Annotated in this window: 23 protein-coding genes and 1 riboswitch; of the genes, 9 read left to right on the top strand and 14 right to left on the bottom strand. The window is 51.2% G+C overall.

The window, feature by feature from the left end; genetic code table 11:
- Positions 1-57: 57 nt before the first annotated feature.
- Positions 58-2,709: a bifunctional lysylphosphatidylglycerol flippase/synthetase MprF gene (gene mprF, locus ACFORK_RS11920; RefSeq protein ID WP_379199016.1), complete on the bottom strand. Its 2,652-nt coding sequence runs from the start codon at positions 2,707-2,709 to the stop codon at positions 58-60.
- Between the two features lie 399 nt (positions 2,710-3,108).
- On the opposite strand from mprF, the gene ACFORK_RS11915 reads away from it, so the two are divergent.
- On the top strand, positions 3,109-3,552 hold the full coding sequence (locus ACFORK_RS11915; RefSeq protein ID WP_379199014.1) for a hypothetical protein: 444 nt from the start codon (positions 3,109-3,111) through the stop codon (positions 3,550-3,552).
- Positions 3,553-3,651: 99 nt separating this feature from the next.
- Here ACFORK_RS11915 and ACFORK_RS11910 read toward each other — a convergent pair whose 3' ends face one another.
- The 8 genes from ACFORK_RS11910 to ACFORK_RS11875 form a co-directional block, all read right to left on the bottom strand.
- A complete protein-coding gene (locus ACFORK_RS11910; protein ID WP_379199012.1) occupies positions 3,652-4,557 on the bottom strand; it encodes a DMT family transporter in 906 nt (301 codons plus the stop codon).
- Positions 4,558-4,643: 86 nt separating this feature from the next.
- Positions 4,644-6,305, bottom strand: a complete 1,662-nt coding sequence (locus tag ACFORK_RS11905; RefSeq protein WP_379199010.1) for a glycerol-3-phosphate dehydrogenase/oxidase — start codon at positions 6,303-6,305, stop codon at positions 4,644-4,646.
- A gap of 232 nt (positions 6,306-6,537) precedes the next feature.
- Positions 6,538-8,031, bottom strand: coding sequence for a glycerol kinase GlpK (gene glpK, locus ACFORK_RS11900; protein WP_379199008.1), 1,494 nt, complete (start codon positions 8,029-8,031; stop codon positions 6,538-6,540).
- 15 nt (positions 8,032-8,046) lie between these two features.
- Positions 8,047-8,610 (bottom strand): glycerol-3-phosphate responsive antiterminator, encoded by a 564-nt coding sequence (locus ACFORK_RS11895; RefSeq protein ID WP_379199006.1) that lies wholly within the window; start codon positions 8,608-8,610, stop codon positions 8,047-8,049.
- A gap of 228 nt (positions 8,611-8,838) precedes the next feature.
- Positions 8,839-9,441 (bottom strand): alpha/beta hydrolase, encoded by a 603-nt coding sequence (locus ACFORK_RS11890; RefSeq protein WP_379199004.1) that lies wholly within the window; start codon positions 9,439-9,441, stop codon positions 8,839-8,841.
- Complete coding sequence (locus ACFORK_RS11885; RefSeq protein ID WP_379199002.1) at positions 9,438-10,388, bottom strand: ring-cleaving dioxygenase; 951 nt, start codon at positions 10,386-10,388, stop codon at positions 9,438-9,440. Before ACFORK_RS11885 ends, ACFORK_RS11890 begins: the two co-directional genes overlap by 4 nt.
- A gap of 17 nt (positions 10,389-10,405) precedes the next feature.
- Positions 10,406-10,807, bottom strand: coding sequence for a DoxX family protein (locus ACFORK_RS11880; protein ID WP_379199000.1), 402 nt, complete (start codon positions 10,805-10,807; stop codon positions 10,406-10,408).
- 148 nt (positions 10,808-10,955) lie between these two features.
- Entirely contained in the window at positions 10,956-11,432 is a 477-nt protein-coding gene (locus ACFORK_RS11875) for a MarR family winged helix-turn-helix transcriptional regulator (protein WP_379198998.1), read from the bottom strand.
- A gap of 371 nt (positions 11,433-11,803) precedes the next feature.
- Here ACFORK_RS11875 and ACFORK_RS11870 point away from each other — a divergent pair, with 371 nt between their 5' ends.
- The 5 genes from ACFORK_RS11870 to ACFORK_RS11850 all read left to right on the top strand — a co-directional run bounded on the left by ACFORK_RS11870 (position 11,804) and on the right by ACFORK_RS11850 (position 15,482).
- Positions 11,804-12,484 carry a futalosine hydrolase gene (locus tag ACFORK_RS11870; protein WP_379198996.1) on the top strand — a complete coding sequence of 227 codons (681 nt, stop codon included), beginning with the start codon at positions 11,804-11,806 and terminating at the stop codon, positions 12,482-12,484.
- Complete coding sequence (locus ACFORK_RS11865; protein ID WP_379198994.1) at positions 12,484-13,335, top strand: 1,4-dihydroxy-6-naphtoate synthase; 852 nt, start codon at positions 12,484-12,486, stop codon at positions 13,333-13,335. Before ACFORK_RS11870 ends, ACFORK_RS11865 begins: the two co-directional genes overlap by 1 nt.
- A gap of 310 nt (positions 13,336-13,645) precedes the next feature.
- Complete coding sequence (locus ACFORK_RS11860) at positions 13,646-14,467, top strand: class I SAM-dependent methyltransferase (protein ID WP_379198992.1); 822 nt, start codon at positions 13,646-13,648, stop codon at positions 14,465-14,467.
- A gap of 374 nt (positions 14,468-14,841) precedes the next feature.
- On the top strand, positions 14,842-15,099 hold the full coding sequence (locus tag ACFORK_RS11855) for a hypothetical protein (RefSeq protein WP_379198990.1): 258 nt from the start codon (positions 14,842-14,844) through the stop codon (positions 15,097-15,099).
- Positions 15,096-15,482, top strand: a complete 387-nt coding sequence (locus tag ACFORK_RS11850) for a retropepsin-like aspartic protease (RefSeq protein ID WP_379198988.1) — start codon at positions 15,096-15,098, stop codon at positions 15,480-15,482. The genes ACFORK_RS11855 and ACFORK_RS11850 overlap by 4 nt, the downstream gene beginning before the upstream one ends.
- A gap of 148 nt (positions 15,483-15,630) precedes the next feature.
- Here the strand turns inward: ACFORK_RS11850 and ACFORK_RS11845 are convergent, their stop codons facing one another.
- The 4 genes from ACFORK_RS11845 to ACFORK_RS11830 are packed head-to-tail and all read right to left on the bottom strand — an operon-like array spanning position 15,631 to position 19,445.
- A complete protein-coding gene (locus ACFORK_RS11845; protein ID WP_379198986.1) occupies positions 15,631-16,704 on the bottom strand; it encodes an ABC transporter substrate-binding protein in 1,074 nt (357 codons plus the stop codon).
- Positions 16,701-17,528 carry an ABC transporter permease gene (locus ACFORK_RS11840; RefSeq protein ID WP_379198984.1) on the bottom strand — a complete coding sequence of 276 codons (828 nt, stop codon included), beginning with the start codon at positions 17,526-17,528 and terminating at the stop codon, positions 16,701-16,703. Before ACFORK_RS11840 ends, ACFORK_RS11845 begins: the two co-directional genes overlap by 4 nt.
- Positions 17,525-18,331 carry an ABC transporter permease gene (locus ACFORK_RS11835; protein WP_379198982.1) on the bottom strand — a complete coding sequence of 269 codons (807 nt, stop codon included), beginning with the start codon at positions 18,329-18,331 and terminating at the stop codon, positions 17,525-17,527. Before ACFORK_RS11835 ends, ACFORK_RS11840 begins: the two co-directional genes overlap by 4 nt.
- Positions 18,321-19,445, bottom strand: a complete 1,125-nt coding sequence (locus ACFORK_RS11830; protein WP_379198980.1) for an ABC transporter ATP-binding protein — start codon at positions 19,443-19,445, stop codon at positions 18,321-18,323. The genes ACFORK_RS11835 and ACFORK_RS11830 overlap by 11 nt, the downstream gene beginning before the upstream one ends.
- Before the next feature lie 292 nt (positions 19,446-19,737).
- Here ACFORK_RS11830 and ACFORK_RS11825 point away from each other — a divergent pair, with 292 nt between their 5' ends.
- Both ACFORK_RS11825 and ACFORK_RS11820 read left to right on the top strand, forming a co-directional pair.
- The gene (locus ACFORK_RS11825; RefSeq protein WP_379198978.1) at positions 19,738-20,838 is read left to right on the top strand and encodes an FUSC family protein; all 1,101 of its coding nucleotides are present in this window, start codon (positions 19,738-19,740) and stop codon (positions 20,836-20,838) included.
- A gap of 311 nt (positions 20,839-21,149) precedes the next feature.
- Positions 21,150-21,241, top strand: a riboswitch (cyclic di-GMP riboswitch).
- A 101-nt stretch (positions 21,242-21,342) separates the two neighbouring features.
- Entirely contained in the window at positions 21,343-23,199 is a 1,857-nt protein-coding gene (locus ACFORK_RS11820; RefSeq protein WP_379198976.1) for a flagellar assembly protein A, read from the top strand.
- Positions 23,200-23,284: 85 nt separating this feature from the next.
- On the opposite strand, the gene ACFORK_RS11815 is transcribed toward ACFORK_RS11820, so the two are convergent.
- Entirely contained in the window at positions 23,285-24,184 is a 900-nt protein-coding gene (locus tag ACFORK_RS11815) for a DMT family transporter (RefSeq protein ID WP_379198974.1), read from the bottom strand.
- A gap of 89 nt (positions 24,185-24,273) precedes the next feature.
- Between ACFORK_RS11815 and ACFORK_RS11810 the strand changes: the two genes are divergently transcribed.
- Positions 24,274-25,155 (top strand): LysR family transcriptional regulator, encoded by an 882-nt coding sequence (locus tag ACFORK_RS11810; RefSeq protein WP_379198972.1) that lies wholly within the window; start codon positions 24,274-24,276, stop codon positions 25,153-25,155.
- Positions 25,156-25,159 lie beyond the last annotated feature (4 nt).

Below are 25,159 nucleotides of genomic sequence, written 5' to 3'. Positions count from 1 at the left end.
CCATCTCTCCACGTAATGGTGAGAATGGGTTCTTTATGTATATCTAGTCCAGAAAATCTACTCCTCCGTCTCCGGATGCTTGGATACGAGCCGCACGAGATCCACTGTCAGAATCGGTAGTTGCAGGGAAGCCGGGTACGCAAGATAACGAGGTTCCCACTCCGGACCAAACTTCTCCTTGTAGCGGCGTAGACCGGAGAAGCCGTACCAATGGCCCCCCTTCTTGAAGACCAGACGGGCGAGCTTCTCTTCTCGAAGCGCACCAGCATTCTGACCGACACTGGAGAGAGGGGCATTGCCAAGATTGAATCTTCGATAGCCCTGCTCCTTGGCCCATTCCATCAATGTGATGAATAGATAATCCATTGTCCCGTTCGGCGCCTGTTTCCGGTGACGCATCAGATCGATGGAGAGTGTCATACCCCCGTCATACCCCGGAACAAGGGTGGCAAAGGCCACCACCTCCCCGGAAGCCCCTCTCAGCAGTGCAATCGGAGCAAGCTGCAGATAGGATTCCTTGAACCAGCCGAGCGAATACCCTTTTTCCGTCCGTCCGCCCAGCCACTCCCCCGAAATCGAGTGCAAATCTGTAATCAGGAGGGCAGAATGCGGCGGCTGCGATATTTCAAACTGGTATCCTTCCCGTTCAAAACGGTTGTTAACACTGCGCAGGTCGGCATTCTTGCGGCCACTGAGCGTGAACGTCTCCAATGGTACCATAGCTTCTTCCCCAAGTTTGAAGAAATGGTAGCCTTGCTCATGATACACCGGCAAGAACGCAGGCGTAGCCTGATAGAAGACAACAGACAGCCCATACTTGTCCGCCTCCTGCCGGAACTCGCTGATGGCGTTGTTAATAAGCTCCTTCGGTCCCAACGGATCACCAAGTACTACAAGCTTGTCACGCACCCGGGAATAAGGGAGCAGCACTTCCCCACCCTGTGCCCAATAGAAGCTTTTATCCCCTAGAAACAGCATATGGGTCAGGGAATTACCGGGCACCTTATTCAGAAACTGTGTGAGCCGGTCCATGTCCGCAGGGCCAGATAGCTCCTCTGAGCTGCGGTGGGGCCTGAGTGTGACGAACATCGTCAACAGGAGCCAGGAGAAGATAAGCCCGCTGGCAGCAGTAAAGGCAACATTACTGTGTCGTTGCAGCCACTCCGGATGAATGCCTGGCGGAAGATGCTTCAGAAAACCACGATGCACATGACTGCCGAGCAAATAATAGATCACGGCAATCACTGAAGTCAGCGCCAACCACCTAGCCGTACTCTGCCGGCTGACCGGTGCACTGACCCGGTAAAACCGCGCTCTAGAAATCCAAAGGATCACCCCAACCACCAGCAGGAAGATAGCCTCTTCGTAATCAAAACCTTTGGTAAACGCAAACAGCGCACCGCCCAAGAGCGAGAGGCTGGTCCAAGTATAGGCCCTGCGGATCCGCAGGGAGATGCCTCGCGACAACAGGATGAGCATAAAGCCAATCAAGACAGATAAATGATGCGATAGCCGCATGATCGGAAATGACAGCAGCTCTTCCGTGATCTCCAGCCGGTACAACAGTTCCGGCGTTGCTGCCGACAGCAGCAGAATGAGACCGCTGGCAAAGACCAGTTTGCCTAGCGCCCATACCCCAAGGTCGCTGAGGAAGGTGTACTGTCCCGGCCAGCGCCAGATTTTCTGCCACAGGTTCAGTGAGGGCTCCAGTCCCTGCGTTGCGCGTTCAAGCATCTTTCTGCCCTGCAGCCCGATTTCCAATGCGGCCAGCACGAGGCCGATCAGCCAAGGAATCAGATAATAGAACAAACGGAATATTACCAGCACCGCCATAGCCTGATCAGTCTGATACCCCATTTGGGTCAGCCCCAGAAGCGCGATAAGGTCGAACGCCCCGATCCCGCCGGGAGCCATACTGAGAATACCAGCGATGGCCGCAACCGTATAAATGCTGAAGATGGTCACAAAATGTACACCACCCAGCAGATGATGACCAATCGACCAGAATGTAATACCGGCAAACAGCCATTCGAGGAAAGATGCACCGACCGAACTGCCTACCGTGATCCACGGTGTTCGTCCCTGCCCACGGTTAATCCACTTCGCATACAGCGCCGACCGCTGTACGAATACAAAGAATGGCAGGTAAAGCGCCATACCCCAGACTGCGAACACCAGCCACCGGTGCTCATGCATCAGTCCCGCTGCGGGTAGAATACCAAAGATGTTGCCCCAGGATAACAGGGACAACCCTGTAATCATAAGTGGCGACAGGAAGACGATCGCCGGTGTCAGAACGGCCGAGGACACGCCGCTCTTCTTGTATAGCAAGGTCCGTAAGCCTACACCAGCCAGCCCGGCAAAGCCAATCAGGTTGTTGAATGTATTGGCAATCCATGCATAACGGAACGTGCTCCATACACTAACCTTCAGCTTGAAATGAGCACGAATCAAATAGTCATACGCACTCATTACCGCTACCGCAAGCAATGCAATGCCCATCATCTGAAAGATGGATGATGCCGGAACTCCCTTTAGCTCGCGGAGCGTGCGTCCCAAATGAACCTGTTTCAGTTCATGCTGTCCTTCCCAATATACAAGCGCAATAATCGCCAGCGGAAAAAGAGCGCGTACTGCCCGAATCCGGTAAATGGATATCAATAGCCTTACAATCTTGAACCGCTCCAGCGCCTCTTTCATTGAATGCATAACTCCACCTGCCCTTGCTGCTGCCACACGTTCCACCGGCAAAACCTGCCGCACTGTCCTTGGTTCGGACAGCAGTTCATGTGCAAGAATTTCAACTTGTCCATTATAACAATACGTAAACCGGCTGGCATGTAACAAACAGCACCAGTAGCCATCTGATTACCTCTAATCTATAAGACTGAATTTAAAGCCTATTCCCTGCAATATGAACTTTTTTATTTTACCAAAAACTAGTTCTGGTATCCCCTTTACCATCCATCCTATAGGAGCCTGCTTCCATAGTTTACTAAGAGCGTAACCAAAAAAGTACGCCTGTGCAACTTTATAGTGGAAACGCAGGTATTGATAGCTACGTAAAAAAGAAATAGGTGATGAATAGCACATAACGGAGGGAGCCGCATGAGAGAACTTTATTTCAGTGACAATTTCTTCAGTAAGGGAATTACTCCGATCATGGACGTATCCGGCCAGTTCGCCGGGGAACTCGACCTACACAGCGCATTTAGTACTGCAATATCGGTATACGGACCGGATAAAAACAAGCTTTTCCACGGTCGGTTCCCCTTCTTCTCTTCTAAGTGGGAAGTGTCGAATCACGAAGGAAATGTACTGGGCAGGCTACGTTCCAGATTCTCATTCGGTTCCAAAAAATACGAATACGATGCGGGAGCGAGAGGCATCTACAGTATTGTCTCCCCGATGTTTTCCAAACTCTATACCATTGAAAACAACTACGGCAGACAGTCTGCCACTTTCCAACAGGTAAACGGCTGGCTGCAATCGAGAGCTTATCGGCTGCTTGGTTCCAAGAAAAAAAGGACGAAGTCAGGTATAACCACCTGATTCCGTCCTCTTTCGCTGAAAGAGAGCCCCGTCCAATTGTTAAAGGCACCTTCCCCCATATTAGATTGCCTAGTTCCCAGGTAAGAAAACGAACTGGAGCTATGCCCCCTTGTCCAAATTCCCGGCTATATCGACCGTCTTACGCCGGCCGCCTCTTCGGTTAACCAGTGTTACACTCAGCAAGATAATGACCAAGCCGAGTATCGTGTTCAAATATACTTGTTCATGTAGAAATAACACACCCCAGACCACCCCGAAGACAGGCACTAGGAATGTTACACTGGCCGTTTTCACGGCGCCCACATTGTGGATCAGTCTAAAGTAGATTAGATATGCGATGGAGGTACACAAGATCGATAACCCAATAACCGAGTATACCGCCGCCGCTGTAGGCATCTGCCGGGGCATAAATATAATTGCGAGTGGCAAGAGCAGTACACTCGCTCCGAGCTGCTGTCCGATCGCAAGCGTCAACGGCTCTACCCCTTTCCCGGCGCGGGCAGCATACAAGCCCCCAAAACCATAAGACAACGCGGCGCCAAGGGAGAACAATACCGACATCAATACCTTGCCCTCCAGCGGCACCGGACTCCAGCCCACAAGGACAATGACACCAAGCACACCAATGATCAATCCTAGGCTCTTAGAACGTCCGGGCTTCTCTTGGTGCGTGCCCCAAGCTGCCAACGCTGTGAACATGGGCGTGGTGGCATTCAGTATGGCGGCCAGCGAAGCACTCAGATGCAGCTCAGCCATACAGATCAGCGTGAAGGGCAACGCCGCATTCAAACCACCCAGCACGAGAAATGGCTTCCAGTGTCGCCACAACCCCAGTTTACGCCGGGTCACCAGCGCATAGAGAAGCAGAGCGGCGGCAGCCATACTCACCCGCAGCTCCGTGGTGAAGACAGGACCAAACACAGGGGAAGCAATCCGCATGAACAAGAAGGATGCGCCCCAGATGAGAGCCAATAAAAGCAGCATTGAGAAATCTTTACGGCCCAATTTCAAAGCCCCTCCCTTCTAGATCACTCTTTTTAACGTAATCTTTATACTACTACAGGAGGGGTAGAATTCAACGATTTTTGTGCTTAAGCATCCGCAGCCTGAATCGCCTCGGCCAACCGGTCATTTAATTCCTGGGCATACTGAGCCGTCAATTCTGTCGTCCATCCGAAATATTTTTCCATATAGGCAATTACTTCATCCTTCCATTCCACTACCCAGGCTATATTGAAGAAAAGCGCACCCGTGCGGCGGATAAAAAAGTCCACCGGCTTCAGCGTCATTTCCTCTTCTATTGAATACAGAAGAGCAGCCAGCAAGGATACCGGCAGTCTTGCCGACTCTGCTTCAAGATCGTGCTTCTCCATTAACGCATAAACTTCGCCGATGTTAGAACCGTATCTCCGTACCAGTTGCTCCGCCTCAAGCGGCGATAGCCCCAGTCTCGTTCCTTCCGGAATACGTTCCTGCACAAAGTTCTTATATTGAATGGAGCCCCCGACATCACCGCCGGAGATCGGCATGTGCACAGTCTGGCATCCAGAAATAGCATTAAGTCCGGCAGCGCTCCGTTGCTTTGCGACCAAATCCACCACCGTCTCCGCCATTTTGCGGTAGCCGGTCAGCTTGCCTCCAGCCATAGAGATCAAACCTGAGGCCGAGACAAAAATTTCATCCTTGCGGGAAATCTCGGACGGGCTTTTACCCTCTTGATGTATCAGAGGACGCAATCCTGCCCAGCTGGATTCCACATCATCGTCCGTCAGCTTCATGCCGGGGAACATCTCATTGGCCGCCTGAAGGATATATACCCTATCAGCTTCAGTAACCAGCGGATTTATCAGATCGCCTTTATAATTTGTATCGGTCGTCCCAACATAAGTTTTGTTGTCCCGCGGGATCGCGAACATCATGCGCCCATCCGGAGTATCAAAGTAAATCGCCTGCTTCAGCGGAAAACGCCTCTGGTCGAACACCAGGTGAACGCCCTTGGATAAATGCAGCATTTTACCCTCTTTGGAATGGTCCTTCTCCCGCAGGGTATCTACCCAAGGTCCGGCGGCATTAATGATATGCTTCGCACGAAGCTCATAAGAACGTCCGCTGAACTGATCTAATACTTCAACACCCGCCAACTGCTTATTATCATAAATAAACTGTTCCACCTTGGCGTAGTTCACAGCCAGCGCCCCGTGCCTCACAGCCTCCTTCAATACTTCAATCGTCAGACGGGCATCGTCCGTCCGATACTCCACATAATAGCCCCCGCCCTTAAGACCTTGCTGCCTCAGCAGCGGCTCTTTGCTCAGTGTCTCCCCGGCACTCAGCATCGTTCGGCGCTCTCCCTTCTTGACACCGGCCAAATAGTCGTAGACTCGGAGTCCAAAGGATGTCGAGATTTTCCCGAAGGTACCCCCCTCGTAAATCGGCAGCAGCATCCATTCCGGCGTAGTGACATGAGGCCCATTCTCGTAAACAATCGCCCGCTCTTTGCCCACCTCTGCCACCACCCCAATCTCCAACTGCTTCAAATAGCGGAGTCCGCCATGTACAAGCTTGGTCGAGCGGCTAGAAGTACCCCCGGCAAAATCCTGCATCTCCAAAAGGACAGTCCGCAGGCCGCGGGTCTGTGCGTCCAAAGCAATTCCCGCACCTGTGATGCCTCCCCCGATCACCAATACATCCCATTCCTGTTCCGTCATTTGCTTCAGATATTGATCCCGTTTGCCTGCCGAAAAAGTTCCCATGTCTGTTTCCTCCCATACAAGTAGAAACGGCTTGCCGTCCTCTAAGAGGCGGCATCCGTTACAGCGAGAAATATAAGGATGATTTACACTGTAAAACATATAAATTCTTATATTTGCAAAAAAAAACCACAAACATGCCGGCTGCGATATCTTGCGCAGCGGCTGTTGTGGTTTCTCCAGTTCTCCAACCTATTGTATTAACTTGTTGAGGTAAGTATACCATGCCTACTTTTTAGTGAAAAGCCTGTGCGGCACGCACCGCTTTTTTCCATCCACTGTACAGAGCATCTGCTGCCCCTTCGTCCATCGTTCTGTCGAAGGCGCGCTGAATCTGCCATAAGGCAGAAATCTCATCTTGATCCTGCCAGAACCCTACAGCTAGCCCCGCGAGATACGCCGCTCCAAGCGCCGTGGTCTCGCTAATCACTGGCCGCTCTACCGTAACACCCAGCATATCGCTCTGGAACTGCATCAGGAAGTTATTTCGGGCCGCGCCACCTCCCACCCGCAGCTTCTTAAGCGAAATACCGGAATCCTCCTCCATGGCCGCAAGTACATCACGGGTCTGGTAAGCCAGCGATTCCAAAGTCGCACGGATCAAATGCTCCTTCGAGGTACCTCGTGTCAGGCCGAATACCGAACCCCGGACCTCACTGTCCCAATACGGCGTGCCCAGGCCAACAAAGGCAGGTACCACGTAGACGCCTTCTGTTGAATTCACCCGCGAAGCGTATTCTTCGCTAACTGCGGCATTCTTGATCATCCGCAGCCCGTCACGAAGCCACTGAATCGCCGATCCAGCGACAAAGATGCTGCCCTCCAGCGCGTACTCGACCTTCCCGTTCAATCCCCAGGCAATCGTGGTCAGCAATCCATTCCCTGAGGTAATCGCCTGCTCTCCGGTATGCATCAGCATAAACGCCCCGGTGCCGTATGTATTGTTCGCGGTCCCTTGCTCAAAGCAGGTCTGCCCGAATAATGCGGCCTGTTGGTCACCCGCAGCGCCCGAGATCGGTACAGCGGCATTGAAAAAATGCTGCCGGTTCGTATAGCCATAGACTTCGGAGGACGACCGGACTTCTGGCAGCATGGAGCGCGGAATATTCAGCAGCGCCAAGAGCTCCTCATCCCACTGCAACTCGTGGATGTTGTACATCAGCGTTCGTGATGCATTAGAGTAATCGGTAACATGAGTGCTTCCGTCGGTCAGTCGCCAGATTAACCAAGTGTCCATCGTCCCGAACAGCAGATCTCCGCGTTCTGCCTTCTCCCGCGCGCCCGGAACATGGTCCAGAATCCACTTTACCTTTGTGCCCGAGAAGTACGCGTCGAGACGCAGCCCCGTCTTCTGTTTGAAGACTTCTTCATGACCCTGAGCCTTGAGTTCTTCGCAAATCTCTGTTGTTTGTCTGGACTGCCAGACGATTGCATGATACGCCGGCATCCCTGTGGTTCGATCCCAAACTACAGTCGTCTCCCGCTGATTGGTGATCCCGATGGCGGCAACCTCTTCCGGAGAAATCGCCGTCTCGGTGAACAATGACGAGATGACCGCCAGAATGGAGATCCAGATCTCATTGGCATCATGCTCCACCCAGCCAGGTTGGGGAAAATGCTGCTTGAATTCCTGCTGGGCAATATGAATAATCGTACCTGTACGATCAAATAGAATGGCTCTTGAGCTGGTCGTGCCTTGGTCCAAGGCCAGAATATACTTTTTGTCCATGCTGCACCCCCAGATTCATTTTTTCTTCGCGTAATGCCGGCACAGATCCATTTGGGAAGTCGTCACAGCGGTTGCCCCTGCTGCCAATGCTTTCTCCACATCGTCCACCGTACGGATCAAGCCGCCAGCAAAAATCGGGATACCTGTACGCTCCCTCACTTCTGTGATGAGGCCCGGGATGACACCCGGAAGCACCTCAATATAATCGGGCTGTGTCCGTTCTAGCAGAGCATAGCTTTTGTCCAGAGCGCTGGAGTCCAGCAGAAATACCCGCTGAATGGCCAGCAAGCCGTTTTGCCTTGCTTTGAGGATCACATTGGCTCGGGTTGAGATCAAACCTGCAGGCTTGATGCTCTGGCATAGAAAATCTGCGGCGGCCTCATCATTCTTCAATCCCTCTACCAAATCCATATGCAGCAGCAGCTTTTTCCGGTGCGATTTTGCCAGATCAACAATGTCCTTCAGTTGCCCGATATGACTCTCGAGCAGCACAATATATTCGTAGGAGGATTGCAATAGCTTCTCCAGATGCTTCATCTTTCGGATAGCAGGTAAAACAGTCTGTCCCTCAATGGACATGGGCGCTGCCCCTTTCCTAGCATGAGTGTGTCGCTCTATCCGCTACTACCAATATAACATTTATTACAGCAGAAAGAGCAGATAACGCGCACGTCCATCGCCCTGCCGAGATTAGCAAATGGATATACTGTTTCTGCTCTCTATTACCCTTTGAATTCATTCAATACGCCGAACTTGTTTGAAAATGTAGTTGTCCGCTGTCGCTGTACACACGCAGCCCCAATAGGCTTATTGAAGCTTCAGCCAGTCCCTGGCCGCTTCCGCCTCTTCCACATTCAGACGGTGCCCCTGATTGCCCCAATACGTATTCACAACTGCACCTGCGCCCTGCAGCAGTTCTTCCAGCTCCCGGCTCTCATGCGCCGGAACCATGTGATCATTCATCGATGTTCCGATGAAGACCGGAAGACCGCTCATATCCGCCAGCTCAAGACCCCGCAACGGCACCATTGGGTGCAGCAGTACTGCGGCCCGGTAGGCCTTTCCATAGTGGAACAGCAGGCTTCCGGCAATATTGGCGCCATTGGAATAACCAACGACAACCACATTGTCGACTGAGAACCCGTACTTGACTGCCGCCTCGTCCAGGAACTGCTTAAGCTCCTGCGTGCGGAAGATCAGATCTTCTTCATCGAATACCCCTTCGGACAACCGCCGGAAGAAACGGGGCATCCCGTTCTCGAGCACATTGCCACGGATGCCGAGCACGGATGAACCTGGGGAGAGCAATTCTGCCAGCGGCAGCAAATCCTGCTCATCACCTCCGGTTCCGTGGAACATAACCATTACGGGCTGCGTCTCATCTGTCCCCTTACGAAATACATGTATCATCTTGGTCTCACTCCAATCTCTCGAATGTCAAACGGCTGCAAATTAGCTTCAATCGCTGCACGATGCGGCTCGTACCAGGCAGGGAGCATCAGCTTCTCACCTAGCGCGTCCGGGTCCTCGTCGCGGGCAAATCCAGGAGGGTCGGTCGCAATCTCAAACAGGATACCGCCTTCTTCACGGAAGTAAATAGCGTTGAAGTACTGGCGGTCCTGGACAGGCGTTGGCTGGTAGCCGTGGCTCTGCACAAGATGACTCCAGGCAAGCTGTTCGGCATCATCACTGGCCCGCCAGGCAATATGATGTACCGTTCCTGTGCCTCCCGAGCCATGCGGTACAGGCTCTGCCTTCAGATCAATAATATTGCCGATTTCCCCTGCTGCCCTGAAGCGGATATAACCGTCACCTTCCGCAATGACTTCCATACCCAGTGTACGGGACAGCGTATCCGCTGTCTTAGCTGGCTCTGTGCTGTACAGGACCGCCCCGCCAAAGCCCTTGATAGCGTGTTCAGCAGGAACACCGCCAAAGGACCAGGTGCTAAGCGGGCCCTCTTCACGCTCCACAAGCTCAATTCGCAGACCGTCGTAGTCAGCAAAGGACAAGTAGGATTCGGAGATTCGACTGACTTTGGTTACCGAGATCTGGTATGCTGCGAGTCGCTGCTCCCAGAAGTCCAGCGATCCGACCGGAATGGCATAGGTGGTTACACCAACCTGCCCGCCGCCAATTCTCCCCTTACGGCCCATCGACCAAGGAAAGAACGTAATAATCGTGCCGGGAGACCCGCTTTCGTTCCCGAAATAGAGGTGGTACACCTCAGGTGCATCGAAATTGATTGTTTTTTTCACCAGCCGCAGTCCGAGAATACCAGCATAAAAGTCAGCATTCCGCTGCACGTCGCCCACAAAAGCTGTAATATGATGAATACCTGCGCTTCGTAATGTCATATTGATCTACCCCTCTCTTAGTTAAACCACAGTGCGTCAAGTGAAATCGATCCGGCCCCGGTCAGAGCCACTCCGGCGGCAACTACCAGCAGGGTCAATGGAAACTCAATCCCGCCCGCCGTTGCCCAGAACCCGTTCGGCGCGTGAACCTTCACAATCGCTCCAAACATGGTGGCAATAATCAGCGCCGAAGCTAGCGGAGTCAGCAGCCCGAAGGTGAACAGCACTCCGCCAACCAGTTCCATCACTCCCGCCAGCACCGCCATGGCTACACCAGGCTTCATGCCGATGGACTCCATCCAACCTCCGGTTCCCTTGGGGCCATAACCTCCGAACCAGCCAAACAGCTTTTGGCTACCATGTCCGATGAAAGAAATCCCGATCACCAGTCTGAGCAACAATAAGCCTACGCTAACCATTTTTACCCCACTCCATTCTCTTTGATTTAATTATCTTAACATTAAGATATTAGGCAAAAAAATTAAGTCCTTCTTGTTTAGATCGATTTCTTTGCTCCTAACACTATTGTTACCGGCCTTTAGGCAAGGACAGCAGTTCATTGCCGCCCTATACGCCTTTGCCAAGTCTCTTCAGTAGTTCGGTTGCTTGTTCCTTCTCTTCCGTATTTAATCCGCCCATCAAACGATGCAGGGAAGAAACATGAAGCGGAAAGATATTATCGAATAGCTCCCGGCCTGCAGTTGTAATCTCAGCATAGGTTACCCGCCGATCGTCGCTGCACGGAACACGCTTCAGCAAGCCCTTATTCTCCAGCTTGTCGATATTGTACGTAATACTGCCGCTAGTCACCAGAATCTTCTCTCCGATCTGCTGCAGCGGAATGCGGGTTCTGTGATACAGTACTTCCAGAATCATAAATTCAGCGGAAGACAAGCCGTGACTCTTCATATCCTTCACTGCCAGATCCATTAAGGTCTTATAGGCTTTGGAGAGGACAACGAACAATTTCAGGGAAGATGCTTCATCCCGTTCCTGCTCTGCTCCGTTCGCATTTCCTTGTAAAGGCTCTTGTTCAATGCTCATGGGTTTCCACCTCCCCGTAATTACTTTATGAATGAATCAATTTCATAAATCCATAAGTGAGCGTCTAATCATCGATATCTAGTTGTACATGATTTGGGTATAACTAGATATCATACCTATTCGGATTGAAATCCGCATTATGAAATTGCTTCGAATGAAAGTGCATTTGTCTTTAAGTTAATTATCTTTAATTTAAGATAAATATATACCCCATCCTTACCATTGTCAACAATCTTCCGTGGGAATTTTGTCCGAATTGACCTGGCTCGCAAAACGGCGTATTCTTTGTCTTACGAATATCTAAAATGTAAGCCTCTTCATTTCTTAACAAATACCACTATATTACTTTTCGTTTTTAAGGAGGCCTACTCATGACATCTGCTACACCAAATGACGCCGCGGGGCAGGCTGAGCGGCGTGTACTGATCGTGACTGCGGTCGCGGCAGAACGCGACGCCATCCTGCGCGGACTGCAGGGCAGCAGTAGGTTCCACGTAGTGGCTGCGGGCGCGGGCACCGCAGCCGCTGCGGCGGGTACCGCCGCGGCCCTGGCAGCCGGCTCCTACGGCTGCGTGATCAACGCCGGGATCGGCGGCGGGTTCCCGGGGGTGGCCCCGGTAGGCTCGCTGGTGATTGCCAGCGAGCTGATTGCGGCCGACCTCGGGGCGGAGACGCCGGAGGGCTTCCGCAGTGCTGCCGAGCTTGGCTTCGGCAGCGTGACCGTGCCGGCGGATTCCGGCACGGTGGAGGTCGTTACGGCCGCGCTGAGAGCGGCCGGTCTTACCGTCAGCACAGGTCCTGTGCTGACGGTGTCCACGGCGACCGGCACGGCAGAGACGGCCGCCGCTCTTGCGGCGCGCCATCCCGGGGCGGCCGCCGAAGCCATGGAAGGCCACGGGGTTGCCGTGGCCGCACAGGCGCTGGGGCTCCCGGTGCTGGAGCTCCGCGCGATTTCGAACCCGGTCGGTCCCCGCGACCGGGCAGCTTGGGCCATCGGCGAAGCGATGGACGCGCTTGCGGCAGCAGCCGCTATCCTAAAGGAGGTGCTGTAATGAATAACGAGCTTAATATTGCATTTTCCCCTTGTCCAAATGATACCTTTGTATTTCATGCCTGGGCGCATGGGCTGGTGGCGGATGCCCCGGCACTGAATGTGATGTACGCCGATATCGACATTACAAACGGACTCGCTGCCGACGGCACTGGACCGGAAGTACTCAAAATCTCCTACGCCGCCCTGCCTTGGGTGTTGGAGAAATACCGCCTTCTGCCCTGTGGTGGCGCGCTGGGCCGCGGCTGCGGACCACTAGTGCTGACCGGCAACGGACCGCTCGCGGTAAGACGTCCGGCCGGACTCGCCGGACGCAGAATCGCTGTACCTAGTGAACGATCCACTGCCTATCTGCTGTTCCGCTTGTGGGCAGCCCAGCACGTTCCAGGTGGTGTGGGAGAGATCGTCGTCATGCCTTTCGATGAGATCATGCCTGCCGTGCGCGACGGAAAAATCGATGCCGGGCTGGTAATTCACGAAGCACGCTTCACCTATTCTTCCTATGGTCTTAATCTCTTGACCGACCTAGGCAGCTGGTGGGAAGAAGATACTGGACTTCCAATCCCGCTCGGAGCGATTGTCGCTCGCCGCGACCTGGATGCCGAAGCCATCTCCGGATGGATTCGCAGCTCCCTGCAATACGCCTGGGATCATCCGACGGAATCCCGCGATTACGTGCTGAGCCATGCTCAGGAGCTATCCCCGGAAGTGGCAAAGTCTCATATCGATCTCTACGTCAACGACTTTAGCATGAACCTCGGTGACAGTGGCTATGATGCCATCACATCTTTACTGACCCGAGCCGCTGCTGAAGGTCTTGTTCCGGCAATAGACCCCGAGTTGCTCCGGTAGCCTTCGACAGTTACGGTGAAACCCTCTACAACTAGGTTGCTCAGGTAGCACCCGAGGGCTATTGTGGACCTATACAACTATATTGTTCCCGGAATTACTCCAGTAACACCGGTAATCTACAGGACTGCCCTCTACAAACCATACCATCCCCGGTCATGCCATTTGGCACCGGGGATTCTTAATATGTAAGCCACCTAATAATGTGACTTTGCGAAATAAAACTGCTATTCTTGCATTGAATCAGGAAGGTGTATAGTAACTATAGACTCAGGAATAGATGAGCTCACTTTACCCCAAGGAGGAGAACCCTATGATTCCTGCCAGAAACAGCAAGGCCAATATCGACCGTTTTCTTGGCTTTCAGGAGGACTATGATCGCTACCGCCCTGAAGCCCCACAACTGGTAACTGAATTGCTTACCACTTACCTCGGGCATCGCCCCGCCCTTGTCGCAGATATTGGTTGTGGCACCGGACTGTCCACCTTTATCTGGAACCATGCCGCAGATGCCGTGCTGGGCGTTGAGCCAAATCCTGACATGCTGGGCAAAGCGCAGGAGAAGCTTGCAGAGATGTCGGATGCTGCAGCAATATCTTTTGTACAAGGCTATTCCAACCAATTGCCCTTCGCAACAGGCAGTGTAGACATTGTCACCTGCTCGCAGTCCTTTCACTGGATGGAGCCTGTGAGCACACTCCAGGAAGTCTCCCGTGTCCTGCGGGACGGAGGTGTGTTCGCTGCATATGACTGTGATTGGCCGCTAGCTCTGCAAGCCAATGTCGAAGTTCTCTATAACAACTTGATCGACAAGGCCAATGAGATATTGGACACGCTGGTACCAGCATCGGAAAGAGCACACAAGTGGGGTAAAGAGAGCCACCTGGACAGCATCAAGAACAGCGGATTGTTCTCCTTCGCTCGTGAAATCGTATTTCACAATAAGGAGACCTGTGATGCAGCGCGATATATCGGCCTGGCCCTCAGCCAGGGAGGCATCCAAACCGTGTGGAAGCTCGGCTCCAAGGATCTTGACAACTATATCACCGAATTCCAGACCGCGGTTGAGCAGCATTTTCAAGGCAGAACTCTGGATGTGTTGATCAGCTACCGGATGCGGCTGGGGGTTAAATAAAACATATTAGTGTTTTCGCGCTTAAAGCTCTACACAAACCTATATTCATTGTTCAAACAGGAAACGGGCTTAATCAGCGATCGTAAGATCCTCCGATCCTGCATCGTTACTATTCACCTGGCAACAACCGCTGAGTTTGGTTTTGAGTCCTCCTCCAAAATACACATTAACTAGACTGGTCAGAGAACGGAATTTACCCTATACTGACCAGTAAGAGACGAAGAACGTCCCGATCCCTTTAAGCAAGGGATTCGGGGCGTTTTTTTATGTTTATGAAAGGGTGAGAATAGTGGGATTTGAGGAAGCATTTCCTGATATTTTTGTAATGAAAAATGGTATAATAACAGCAATTATCCAACCCGGAGGTGTCCAGGATGCGATGGGATGAAATTAAGGAGCGTTTTCCCGATGAATGGGTCGTTCTTGAGGCAACTAAAGCATATTCAAAGGAAGGGCACCGTTATATTGAAGAGATGGACGTCATTGAATCCTTTGACGATTCTACTAAGGCATTGAAACGATATAGTGAGTTACACAAGGAGGCCCCCCACCGAGAGTATTGTTTCTTCCACACTTCCCGTCCTAGCGTGGTGGCGAAGGAAAGATATGTAGGAATACGAGGGTTAAGATGAACATTATAGAAAGATACGAACTCCCCTTTATTAGCCTCGTTGTAGCATTTCGGGGGACAGAAGTGCAGCTCGGAAAAGTACTCTTGGATACTGGATCTGCCAGCACACTACTGAACGCCGATATTGTAAGAGACATAGGAATGGTACCCGAAGAAAACGACGTAGTTGATATTATTCGAGGTGTGGGCGGGGTCGAGTATGTTTACACTAAAACTCTAGATTCCTTAACGCTCGGCGATACGGCACTTAATAATTTTCAAGTTGAAATCGGAAATATGGACTATGGCATGGAAATCGACGGCATACTCGGTTTTAATTTCTTAAAACAAGCCGGTGCCATCCTTAATCTCAGGCTAATGAAAATAAAAATAACAGGTTGCTAACTACACTCAAACCTCTTAACCCTGCTCCCCAATCCAAAGAAGCGCCCAACCGCGGTACTCCGCAGTTGGGCGCTTCTTTTGTCCATCAGCCTTCTCGTAAGAGGACTGATGATTACTTTAGTTCACCATCCCCATATACGGACGGTGATTATTTCTTGTTCATCTTGAACTTCAAGAACAACTCGTTATAATGGGCGAGCATTTTTTTGCCCAGGTTGTCGTAGACCTCCAGGTGGTCTGTGATTTCGGGCGGCGGGTAGAAGCGAGTGTCCTCGGAAACATCCGGCGGCAGCAGCTTCAGCGCCGGAGCGTTCGGCGTGGAGTAGCCGACGTACTCGGCATTTTTTGCCGCTACATCAGGACGCAGCATGAAGTTGATGAACTTGTGCGCACCTTCCACATTGCCCGCTGTACGCGGAATGACCATATTGTCGAACCATTTGTTCGACCCTTCCTTCGGCACAACGAAGTCCAGCTTGTCATTGTCGCCCATAATCTCCGAGGCGTCGCCTGACCAGACGATACCTACTGCGGCTTCTTCGTTCGCCAGCAGCATTTTGATCTCGTCCCCGACGATGGCCTTCACGTTCGGCGACAGCTTGTTTAGCTTGGTCAGCGCTTCCTGCAAGTGTTCCTCGTTGGTATCGTTAACGGAGTAGTGCAGGCTGTTCAGCGCCATGCCCATGACCTCACGTGCCCCATCCACGAGGAAAATGTTATTCTTCAGACGGCTGTCCCACAGGGAATCCCAGCTGCTGAAATCCATCCCCTTCGTCATCTCCGGGTTGAAGATAATCCCGACTGTTCCCCAGAAATAGGGAACGGAATAAAGATTATCCGGATCAAACGACAGATTCATGAACCGTGGATCGATATTAACGAGATTCGGGATTTTACTGTGATCCAGTGGCAGCAGTAGGTTCTCTTCCTTCATCTTCGAAATGGCATAATCCGAAGGAATCACGACATCAAAGGTCGTTCCCCCCTGCTCTACCTTGGTCAGCATCGCTTCGTTGGAATCAAAGGTCTGGTAAATGACCGTAATCCCGGTCTCTTTCTCGAACTCCTTCAGCATGGCGGGATCAACATAATCGCCCCAGTTGTAGATGGTCAGCGTGTTTTTTCCCGTGTAGCCCTGGTTGGAGTTCATCCATGACCCCAGATACATCAAGCCAAAAGCGACGATGACAATGGCGAGAAAAGCATTAACCAACTGTTTCATCTAGGCACCCCCGCTTCTGACACCGATTCTGCAACCGGAGCGGCTGTGCGGTTCTTGCGAGTTGTCAGGAAGTAATAACCGACCACAAGCAGAATGGTGAAGAGGAAAATCAAGGTCGAGAGCGCATTGATAGACAACGATACGCCCTGTCTCGCTCTGGAATAAATCTCAACCGACAAGGTCGAGTATCCATTACCGGTCACAAAGAAGGTAACCGCAAAATCATCCAGCGAGTAGGTTAGCGCCATGAAGAATCCACTAAAAATACCCGGCTTGATGATCGGCAGAATGACCTTGGTCAGTACATCCCGGCGGCTGGCACCCAGATCGCGGGCCGCATCGGTCAATGTAGGGCTCATTTCCTGCAAATGCGGCAGAATCATCAGCACCGCAATCGGGATACTGAAGGCCACGTGCGAGAGCAGCACGGACATGAAGCCCAGCTTGATCCCGACAATCGTGAACAAGATCAGAAACGAAGCCCCGATGATGACGTCTGGGCTCACGATGAGTACATTGTTCAACGACAACAGGGTGTTCTTCGCCCGGCGGCTACGGATGCGATAGATGGCCAGCGCACCAATCGTCGCAATCAACGTGGCAATCGCCGAAGACAGCAGCGCAATGACCAGTGTATTGATCACGATAATGATCAGCCGGGTATCCTGAATCACCTCACGGTAATATTCCAGGGTGAAGCCTTCGAACTTGTGCATCGTCCCCCCGCTGTTGAACGAGTAGTACATCAGATAAACAATCGGTGCATACAGCACAGCGAACACTAAAACGAGATACAGATTCGAGAATCCGTTTCTTTTCCTCATCTCTGCACCCCTTTCCGTGCGCCGCCCCACAGAATCATGAACAGCGCCATAATCGCAATCAGAAATACGGCTACTGTGGAGCCCATGCCCCAATCCTGTGTAACCAAAAAGTGCTGCTCAATCGCGGTACCGAGCGTAATGACCCGGCTACCGGCGATGAGGCGCGTAATCATAAACAGAGATAGCGCCGGGATGAATACCGCCATACAGCCAGAACGCACACCCGAAATCGTCAGTGGAAAGACCACCCGCCGGAAGGTTGTCCAGCCGGACGCTCCCAGATCACGCGCGGCATCGAGCAGAGACAGATTAAGCTCCTCTAGCGCACTGAAGATCGGCAGAATCATGAACGGAATAAAGATGTAGACCGACACGAACACAAAGCTGAAGCCCGTGAACAAAATTTGCTGCTCACCGATCCCAAGCACATCGAACAGGTTATTGATCGGTCCGAAGGTGCCGAAGATCCCGATGAAAGCATATGTTTTCAGCAGCAGATTAATCCAGGTCGGCAAAATAATCAGCAGCAGCCACAGCTGCTTATGCTTCGTTCTCGTCAGCAGATAAGCCGCCGGATAGGCGACCAGCAGCGAGAATAGTGTGATCAGAAACGCGTACCAGAAGGAGGTCAGCGTCATTTTCAAATATACAGGTGTAAAGAAATTCACGTAATTGTCCAGCGTCAAATGACCGTCCAGATCAAACAGAGAATAGTAGATGACTAGCAATACCGGAGCAATAACAAACAAGGCAATCCACAAATAATAAGGGATGAGATAGAACGACCGGCCCTTATTGTTCATGACTCTCCACCTCGCCGTAAGCTTCCAGACGTCTGTCGAACTCTTCCTCCGTTTCCCCGAATCGCATAACATGAATCGCTTCAGGATCGAAATAAAGGCCAATTTCACTGCCGACAGTAGCTTGACGTGTGGAATGGACCAGCCATTCATGCCCGGACTCGTCATAACAGCTGATCTCATAATGCACACCCCGGAACAGCTGGGAATCGACGCGCACGCGCAGCTTGCCTTGCTCCAGAGTCGTAATTTCCAAGTCTTCTGGGCGAATGACGATCTCTACGGACTCATTTGGGCGTAGCCCAGCATCGACACACTCAAAATGGCGCCCGTTGATCTCCACCAGGTAATCTTCGATCATAACCGCCGGAACAATATTGGATTCGCCAATGAAGTCAGCCACGAAACGGTTAATCGGTTCATCATAAATATCGTGCGGTGTGCCGCTCTGCTCGATTTTGCCCTTGTTCATGACAAAGATCCAGTCCGACATCGCCAGTGCTTCTTCCTGATCGTGCGTGACGAAGATAAACGTGATCCCCAGTCGCTGCTGCATCTCTCGCAAAATGTACTGCATCTCCGTCCGCAACTTCAAATCCAGCGCCGACAAGGGCTCGTCCAGCAGCAAGACCTGTGGCTCGTTGACGATGGCACGGGCGATGGCTACGCGCTGCCGCTGACCGCCGGACATTTCGTTAATGGCCCGCTGTTCGTAGCCTGCAAGGTTCACAAAGCCCAGCGCCTCCTGTACCTTTTGCGTGATGACATCTTTCTTCATCTTCTTGATGCGCAGACCAAACGCCACATTCTCGAACACATTCAGGTGCGGGAACAAAGCATAGTCCTGAAATACTGTGTTGACCTGCCGCTCGTTGGCAGGAATGTGGTTAATCACCTGGCCGTTCAGTATGATCGAGCCGCTTGTCGCCTCTGCAAAGCCTGCAATCAGCCGCAGAATCGTCGTTTTACCGCAACCGGACGGACCCAGCAATGTATAAAATTTGCCCCGCTCAATCTCGAAACTGACCTCTTTGAGCACAGCCTCTTCATCGTCGTATTGCTTCGTTACCTTCTCAAAAGAAATAATAGTGCCTTCCTGGGTAGCTATAGCTAACAACCTCCCTGCCTTTAGTAATACAATCCTATTTTACCCGCTTCCTGCGGGGAACAATCGATATCGGCATGCCCAGTGCGGATAAGCGACAATTCCTCCTTTCGTTCGACACTCCATATAGGTATAGCATAATAGATAGCTTCCCCTTATGCGATAGCTTAGATTGTTAACATCCCCCAGAAACTTAACAACTTCGTAAAACTTATCAGGATTTTCGTCAAAAATGAGGTGATATAATGAAAACGGATGAAAGTTAATTGATGTTTTCCTATTTTTGCGAAAGAAGATGAAGAACATGAACGAGGGGTTACTGGACCGCCTTGAGAAATTTGGTTTTTCCCTATATATGATACGTGTGACGCTAGCTGCATCGCTCTCTTGGGTGGTGGTGCACAGTCTTTATAGCAATCATTATCTGTACTTTGCTCCGCTAGCTGCCATTCTGATTACCCAAGGTACTGTTAAGGGCTCTGTAGAAAAAGGAATCTACCGGCTCCTCGGCATCATTCTTGGCGGGATCGTCGCTCTGATCGTCGGTAAGTTCTTTGACATAAGCGGGCTCTCTATCCTGCTTATGCTGCTCATCGGCATTGGCATCGCCACCGCCTGCCGCGTGAATATTCAGGCCGTGACCCAAGTAGGCGTCACCTCTGTTATGGCCCTTTCCTTCTATCAAAACGATTATGTAGTCTCTAGAATATTCGAAACCTTCATCGGCGTACTGATTGCCGTCCTCATCAATATGATTATCGTTCCGCCGAAGGGGTTCGTCAAGGTAAAAGCCTTGGCACTTGAAGGAAGCCTGCTGCTCGCAGATGCACTGAGAGGACTTGCCGCCGGAGAACAAAGTACGGAGAAGGGCAAAGCCGTATCGAAACAAGCCGGGGAGCTGCTGACACGAAGCCGCAAGCAACAGAAAGAGATTCACTACACACTATCCCATTACCAATGCCGTAATGAATTGCACAAGCTGAGCACAGCTACTACTCATCTGAAAACCGTTCATGCCTATGTGAAGGAAATTGCCGATGAGATTGCTCTGCTTCCACCGCATTATGCAGCTGCAGAAGGGCTGGCTGGTTCGCTGGAAGCCACCGCGGATTGCATCGCACTGTACGGAACGAAGACCCTGTCCGATATCGAGTGCACCCGTTCCCTCCCAGACGCCCTGCGCCATGCACGGGAATTACAGCTCTCTTGCTTCTCAGAGCTTCAGAGACATTGCCCTCTGACAGCCATGCGCGATCTCGGTGCAGTGTTCTCCCACTTGAACCGGGTGCTGGAAGAGGTGGAGCGGGCGGAATATGCCACCTGTTCAGTTGTACCGCATGAGGCCAAGACCAATATCGCACAAGGTATTCATTACATGAAAAAAGGACTCTCCCAAAAGCTATAAACGGGAGCGTCCTTTTATTTTACTAAAACCATCTTACGCGTTATAATTAAGGAAATGTGGAATATATAGGTACTTCTGTGGACTATTTGATCCCATGAGAGACGTCCCGGGCCATCCGGCTTAGACGCCTCTCTTTTACATGTGGACGGTCTGGGTGAATTTATTTATTTTATATTGTCAATTCGTTACTTTAGCACTAAAATTAAAAGGATTTAATGCCGACAATTTTATATATACGACGTACCGGCGCCTTCTTTTTTTGTCGATTTTAGTCGATTAAAGTGCCTGATGCTGAGTATACATCATTGATCCATTTTTAAAGGCAAACTATTCGAAAGGGTAGGACGCAAAGCAATGGGCCTAAGAATGCACAAGCTGCATTTATGGTTGCCAGGCTGCCAATTAGACGCCTGCATGGCGGATATCCCTAGCGGATATCGCATCTTAACCCGGTGCTCTCTATGTACAGATGCCTTTGATTATACAAAGAAGCGAGGTAACAGAATGTCGCAACACCCTAATCGAAATGACGTAAAAGAATTTGCCCGGCCATTGCCGATAGAGCCCTCCGAACAAATCTTGAATAGTGCTCCACAATCTCTACCACTGGACGACACGAACAATAAGGACGGCATCATCATTATTCAAAATAATCAATTTTTCATCACCTCACCTTTATCTGGCGGCAAACCTGCTGTCATCTCTCCCGTTCCTCCCGTTGTCCTTAGGAAGAACCGGCAGATCATTACTGCCCCTACCGAAGTATTGTCATCCGACCGCCTGGAGTGGGAGATTGAAGAGCCCGCACCGTATGAGATTACAGTCTCCGAAGACAAGTTATCGGCTTTCCTTACCCTGCGACGGTTGGAACAGTACGCCTGGCGCCTGAAGGATTGTGCAGCCACGAATAACATTGCGGTTAGTGCGGAGCAGGACAAGAAAGCCCTGCTGTCTACAGTCCGCATCGAACAGGTCCTTGCCGACTTTGACAAAAAATCCATCTCCCAGAATCTCAATATTCCAGCGATTTACGAGGCATTGAACCACCCTACCGGACGGCCTGTCCGTGTAGCGGAAGGTACCGCGCCCAAACCCGCGATCAATGCAAGAATCGAGATCCCTTTTTCCGAGGAAGCCCTGACCGCAGAAATCTTCCATAGAAACGTGAGTGGACAGGAAGAGCAGAATTACCCGGACATCCCAGAAGTCCAAGAGGGCGACATCGTAGCTATCAAGCATCCACCCATCGAAGGGGTTCCCGGATATGATGTGTATGGACATCTGCTGCCTGCTGCCCCACCTGAGGATTTCCAGCTTATAGCCAAGGAGCATACACAGCTTATATCCGGTCTGAAGGTCATGGCGCTTCGTACAGGCAGACCCCGCCTGACAGGAGTGAAGGGCAGAACCTTTGACATTGCCGCAGCGCACAGGGTTCTGGGGAATGTCAATCCTGAGACCGGCCACATCGTATTCCCGGGGGACGTTGCTGTTCACGGCGATGTGGAAGAGCAGATGATTATTGAAGCGATTGGAAATGTCTATATTTACGGAAACGTGAAGAATGCGACCATCGTTGCAACCGGGAGTATTTGGATACATGGCGATGTGGTGGAGAGCAGACTGTATTCGGGATATCATGGAGTTTTGAATAACCGACTCTACCATCTGTCAAAACAGATCCTAGAGGAAGGCAATCTGCTACGGAAGGCAGCCAAGGTGTTGGCCAAAAAGTTAGAAAACCGCCAACAGCCTGTGAATTACGGCCAGGTCATTCAGCTTTTGCTTGATACCAAATATAAACGATTTGCGATTCTGATCCCCGAGCTTCTGCATGTTCTCTCCGATATCAAGCATTCCTACCCTCAGGATATAAAACAGTTGAAACGATTGCTCGAGGTCTTTTTGCAGCCGGATCAATTTATCGGGATGTTGAATGATGCGGTTGTGGAATCCTTCCTGAAGCTGCTAAAGGATATGTACAACGGCATTACGGTTATGCTGGAGAGCAAAGTCCGAATTGATCTGCCCTATAGCGACAATAGCATCATTCAATCTGGTGGCAACATCACCATTTATGGGAAGGGTACTCGGCAAAGCAATCTGCAGTCCGATGGAGACATTGCCTACACAAGCCGCAATGCGGTCTGCGAGGACTCCAATTTAGAGGCCACAGGTGCCATCACCGCGCAGACGGTTGGCGGGACAAGTGAAACCAACTCCGTCCTGAAGGCCGGAAAGAGACTTGTTCTGCACAAAATGAGCGGCGGCAGAATCAGTGTTGGCGGCTACTCAGAAGAGGTTACCGGATTGCTGGAGAACGCCGTGATCACACCACAGACGCTACAGCGCCGACAATAAATGAAATAAAAAGAAAAGGAGGTCCCTTGCAGCATTGTCAGCAGGGATCTCCTTTTACTATTCAATATAAGGCATATGGTCTTGATCAGTTAGCCGACAGTTTGGCCGAACGCCTGAACTTCACATTCACCAGGACAATACTACACACAATTAGCAGCAGTCCGATGACTAGGTTAAGCGTGATTTGTTCTTTAAGGAAAATTACACTGGTGCCAATCGAGATTAACGGAATCAAGAAGGTGAACGAACCTACCTTGCCCGCCTCCCCTTCATTAATCAGCTTGAAGTACACGACCCAGCCTATCGCGATCACAAAAATCGAAATGAACAAGGTATCGGCAATAAAAGCACCATTCCACACAATATCTCCCCAACGTTCAGTCACGGACCCCGAAACCGTCAGGATCAGTCCGCCGATCGTAATCTGCATGGCGGTCATCCATAGCGTATCTACACGGGCAGACCGCAGCTTCATATAGATCGTGCCAAATGCCCAGCTTAACGCACTGGCAAGGGCGAGAAGAATGCCCCAAGGGGAAATGCTGCCTGTAAATCCGCCGACGCTCAGGGAGGCTACTCCGATGAAACCCAGCATCAGTCCGGCAATTTTGAGTGCATACATGCTCTCCCCCAGCCACATCCAGGAGAAGATTCCTAGCAGGACTGGCTGCAAAAAAACAATCGAAGAGAACAGACCGGCCGGCACATATTGTAGCCCAATGGTCTGAAAGCCATAGTAGAAGACAATGCTGAGAATGGCAGAGACAAGATAGATCGGCCACAGCTCTTTAAAGCGCAGGCTCTTCCATCTGGGTAGAGCGAGCAGTATGAGCAGCACACCGCCAATCAGCGTGCGAATCCCTGCGAACAGCAAGGGTGGCGCGTAGGCCAGTGCAATCTTGGACAAGGGCCAGTTAACGCCCCAAACAATAACAAGAAATAAGAGCAGCAGTATATTTTTCTTCTGCATAGATGTAGGTTTCATCTCCTTGAATCGGCTTCATGTCAAATGATACAATAATCATACTCATAATAGAAATAAATATTAATCATAAGGGGCATATCAAAAATGATATGAACAACAATCAGATTCGCTTATTCGTTAAAATCGCCGAAAGCGGCAGCTTCACTAAAGCCGGATTAGAGCTAAACATGACCCAGCCCGCTGTCAGCCGGGCCATTTCAACGCTGGAAGAAGAGCTAGATGTGAAGCTCCTGCTCCGTGACCGGCGCAACGGTCTGGCGCTTACCGATGTAGGAAAGCGTGTCCTTGTTCTCTTTCGTGAAATTCTGGCCGGCTTCGACAAAGTTAATCAGGAGATCGCTCTGGAGAAGGGCCTCGAGAAAGGCCGAATCCGCATTGGCGCTTTTCCCGTGGCTGCCGCTTATTTTTTCCCAAAGATTATCCGTTCAATCGCCTTACAATATCCCGGTGTGGAGATTGAAATGTACGAAGGCTCTGTCACTGAGGTTAAGGACTGGCTGGATTCCCGCTTTATTGATGTCGGATTGATCCTGCCTCCCATTGGAGATTTTGAGACCTTCCCCCTCTTCCGTGAGCAATTGTTCGGTGTGGTGCAGGAGGATAACCCGCTTGGCAAACAAAAAATTATTCATGTAAGTGATCTTCAGGAGGAAACTCTGCTAATCTGCAGAGCTGGTTACGAACCGCCGGTAGAGGACCTGTTCCGCCGCAGCGGCAGCACACTGAACCCCAAGTATGTGGTGAGCAATTTCGCCACCGCATTGAACATGGTCAAGGAAGGATTGGCCGTTAGCATTATGTCCGAGCTGTCGCTAATCTCAATACCCTCGGGCGTAATCGTACGAGAGCTGTCCCCGGATGCCTACCGCGACATCCATATCGCCGTCCAATCGCTGGAGGATTCATCTATTGCGGTGAAGCTCTTCATCGAGACGGCGCTGCAATTATTCACCAATAAAAATATGGAGTGAAGGC

The sequence above is a fragment of the Paenibacillus sp. GCM10012306 genome, from assembly GCF_042649265.1.
Classification (GTDB): domain Bacteria; phylum Bacillota; class Bacilli; order Paenibacillales; family Paenibacillaceae; genus Paenibacillus_AQ.
Note: the sequence above shows the minus strand (reverse complement) of the source record. Positions and strands in the feature narration are given on the sequence as shown.

Bases quoted from the DNA above. Each gene is read 5' to 3' on its own strand.
- mprF (WP_379199016.1), bottom strand. From the start codon at position 2,709: ATGCATTCAATGAAAGAGGCGCTGGAGCGGTTCAAGATTGTAAGGCTA.
- ACFORK_RS11915 (WP_379199014.1), top strand. From the start codon at position 3,109: ATGAGAGAACTTTATTTCAGTGACAATTTCTTCAGTAAGGGAATTACT.
- ACFORK_RS11905 (WP_379199010.1), bottom strand. From the start codon at position 6,305: ATGGGAACTTTTTCGGCAGGCAAACGGGATCAATATCTGAAGCAAATG.
- glpK (WP_379199008.1), bottom strand. From the start codon at position 8,031: ATGGACAAAAAGTATATTCTGGCCTTGGACCAAGGCACGACCAGCTCA.
- ACFORK_RS11895 (WP_379199006.1), bottom strand. From the start codon at position 8,610: ATGTCCATTGAGGGACAGACTGTTTTACCTGCTATCCGAAAGATGAAG.
- ACFORK_RS11890 (WP_379199004.1), bottom strand. From the start codon at position 9,441: ATGATACATGTATTTCGTAAGGGGACAGATGAGACGCAGCCCGTAATG.
- ACFORK_RS11885 (WP_379199002.1), bottom strand. From the start codon at position 10,388: ATGACATTACGAAGCGCAGGTATTCATCATATTACAGCTTTTGTGGGC.
- ACFORK_RS11880 (WP_379199000.1), bottom strand. From the start codon at position 10,807: ATGGTTAGCGTAGGCTTATTGTTGCTCAGACTGGTGATCGGGATTTCT.
- ACFORK_RS11875 (WP_379198998.1), bottom strand. From the start codon at position 11,432: ATGAGCATTGAACAAGAGCCTTTACAAGGAAATGCGAACGGAGCAGAG.
- ACFORK_RS11870 (WP_379198996.1), top strand. From the start codon at position 11,804: ATGACATCTGCTACACCAAATGACGCCGCGGGGCAGGCTGAGCGGCGT.
- ACFORK_RS11865 (WP_379198994.1), top strand. From the start codon at position 12,484: ATGAATAACGAGCTTAATATTGCATTTTCCCCTTGTCCAAATGATACC.
- ACFORK_RS11860 (WP_379198992.1), top strand. From the start codon at position 13,646: ATGATTCCTGCCAGAAACAGCAAGGCCAATATCGACCGTTTTCTTGGC.
- ACFORK_RS11855 (WP_379198990.1), top strand. From the start codon at position 14,842: ATGCGATGGGATGAAATTAAGGAGCGTTTTCCCGATGAATGGGTCGTT.
- ACFORK_RS11850 (WP_379198988.1), top strand. From the start codon at position 15,096: ATGAACATTATAGAAAGATACGAACTCCCCTTTATTAGCCTCGTTGTA.
- ACFORK_RS11845 (WP_379198986.1), bottom strand. From the start codon at position 16,704: ATGAAACAGTTGGTTAATGCTTTTCTCGCCATTGTCATCGTCGCTTTT.
- ACFORK_RS11840 (WP_379198984.1), bottom strand. From the start codon at position 17,528: ATGAGGAAAAGAAACGGATTCTCGAATCTGTATCTCGTTTTAGTGTTC.
- ACFORK_RS11835 (WP_379198982.1), bottom strand. From the start codon at position 18,331: ATGAACAATAAGGGCCGGTCGTTCTATCTCATCCCTTATTATTTGTGG.
- ACFORK_RS11825 (WP_379198978.1), top strand. From the start codon at position 19,738: ATGAACGAGGGGTTACTGGACCGCCTTGAGAAATTTGGTTTTTCCCTA.
- ACFORK_RS11820 (WP_379198976.1), top strand. From the start codon at position 21,343: ATGTCGCAACACCCTAATCGAAATGACGTAAAAGAATTTGCCCGGCCA.
- ACFORK_RS11815 (WP_379198974.1), bottom strand. From the start codon at position 24,184: ATGAAACCTACATCTATGCAGAAGAAAAATATACTGCTGCTCTTATTT.
- ACFORK_RS11810 (WP_379198972.1), top strand. From the start codon at position 24,274: ATGAACAACAATCAGATTCGCTTATTCGTTAAAATCGCCGAAAGCGGC.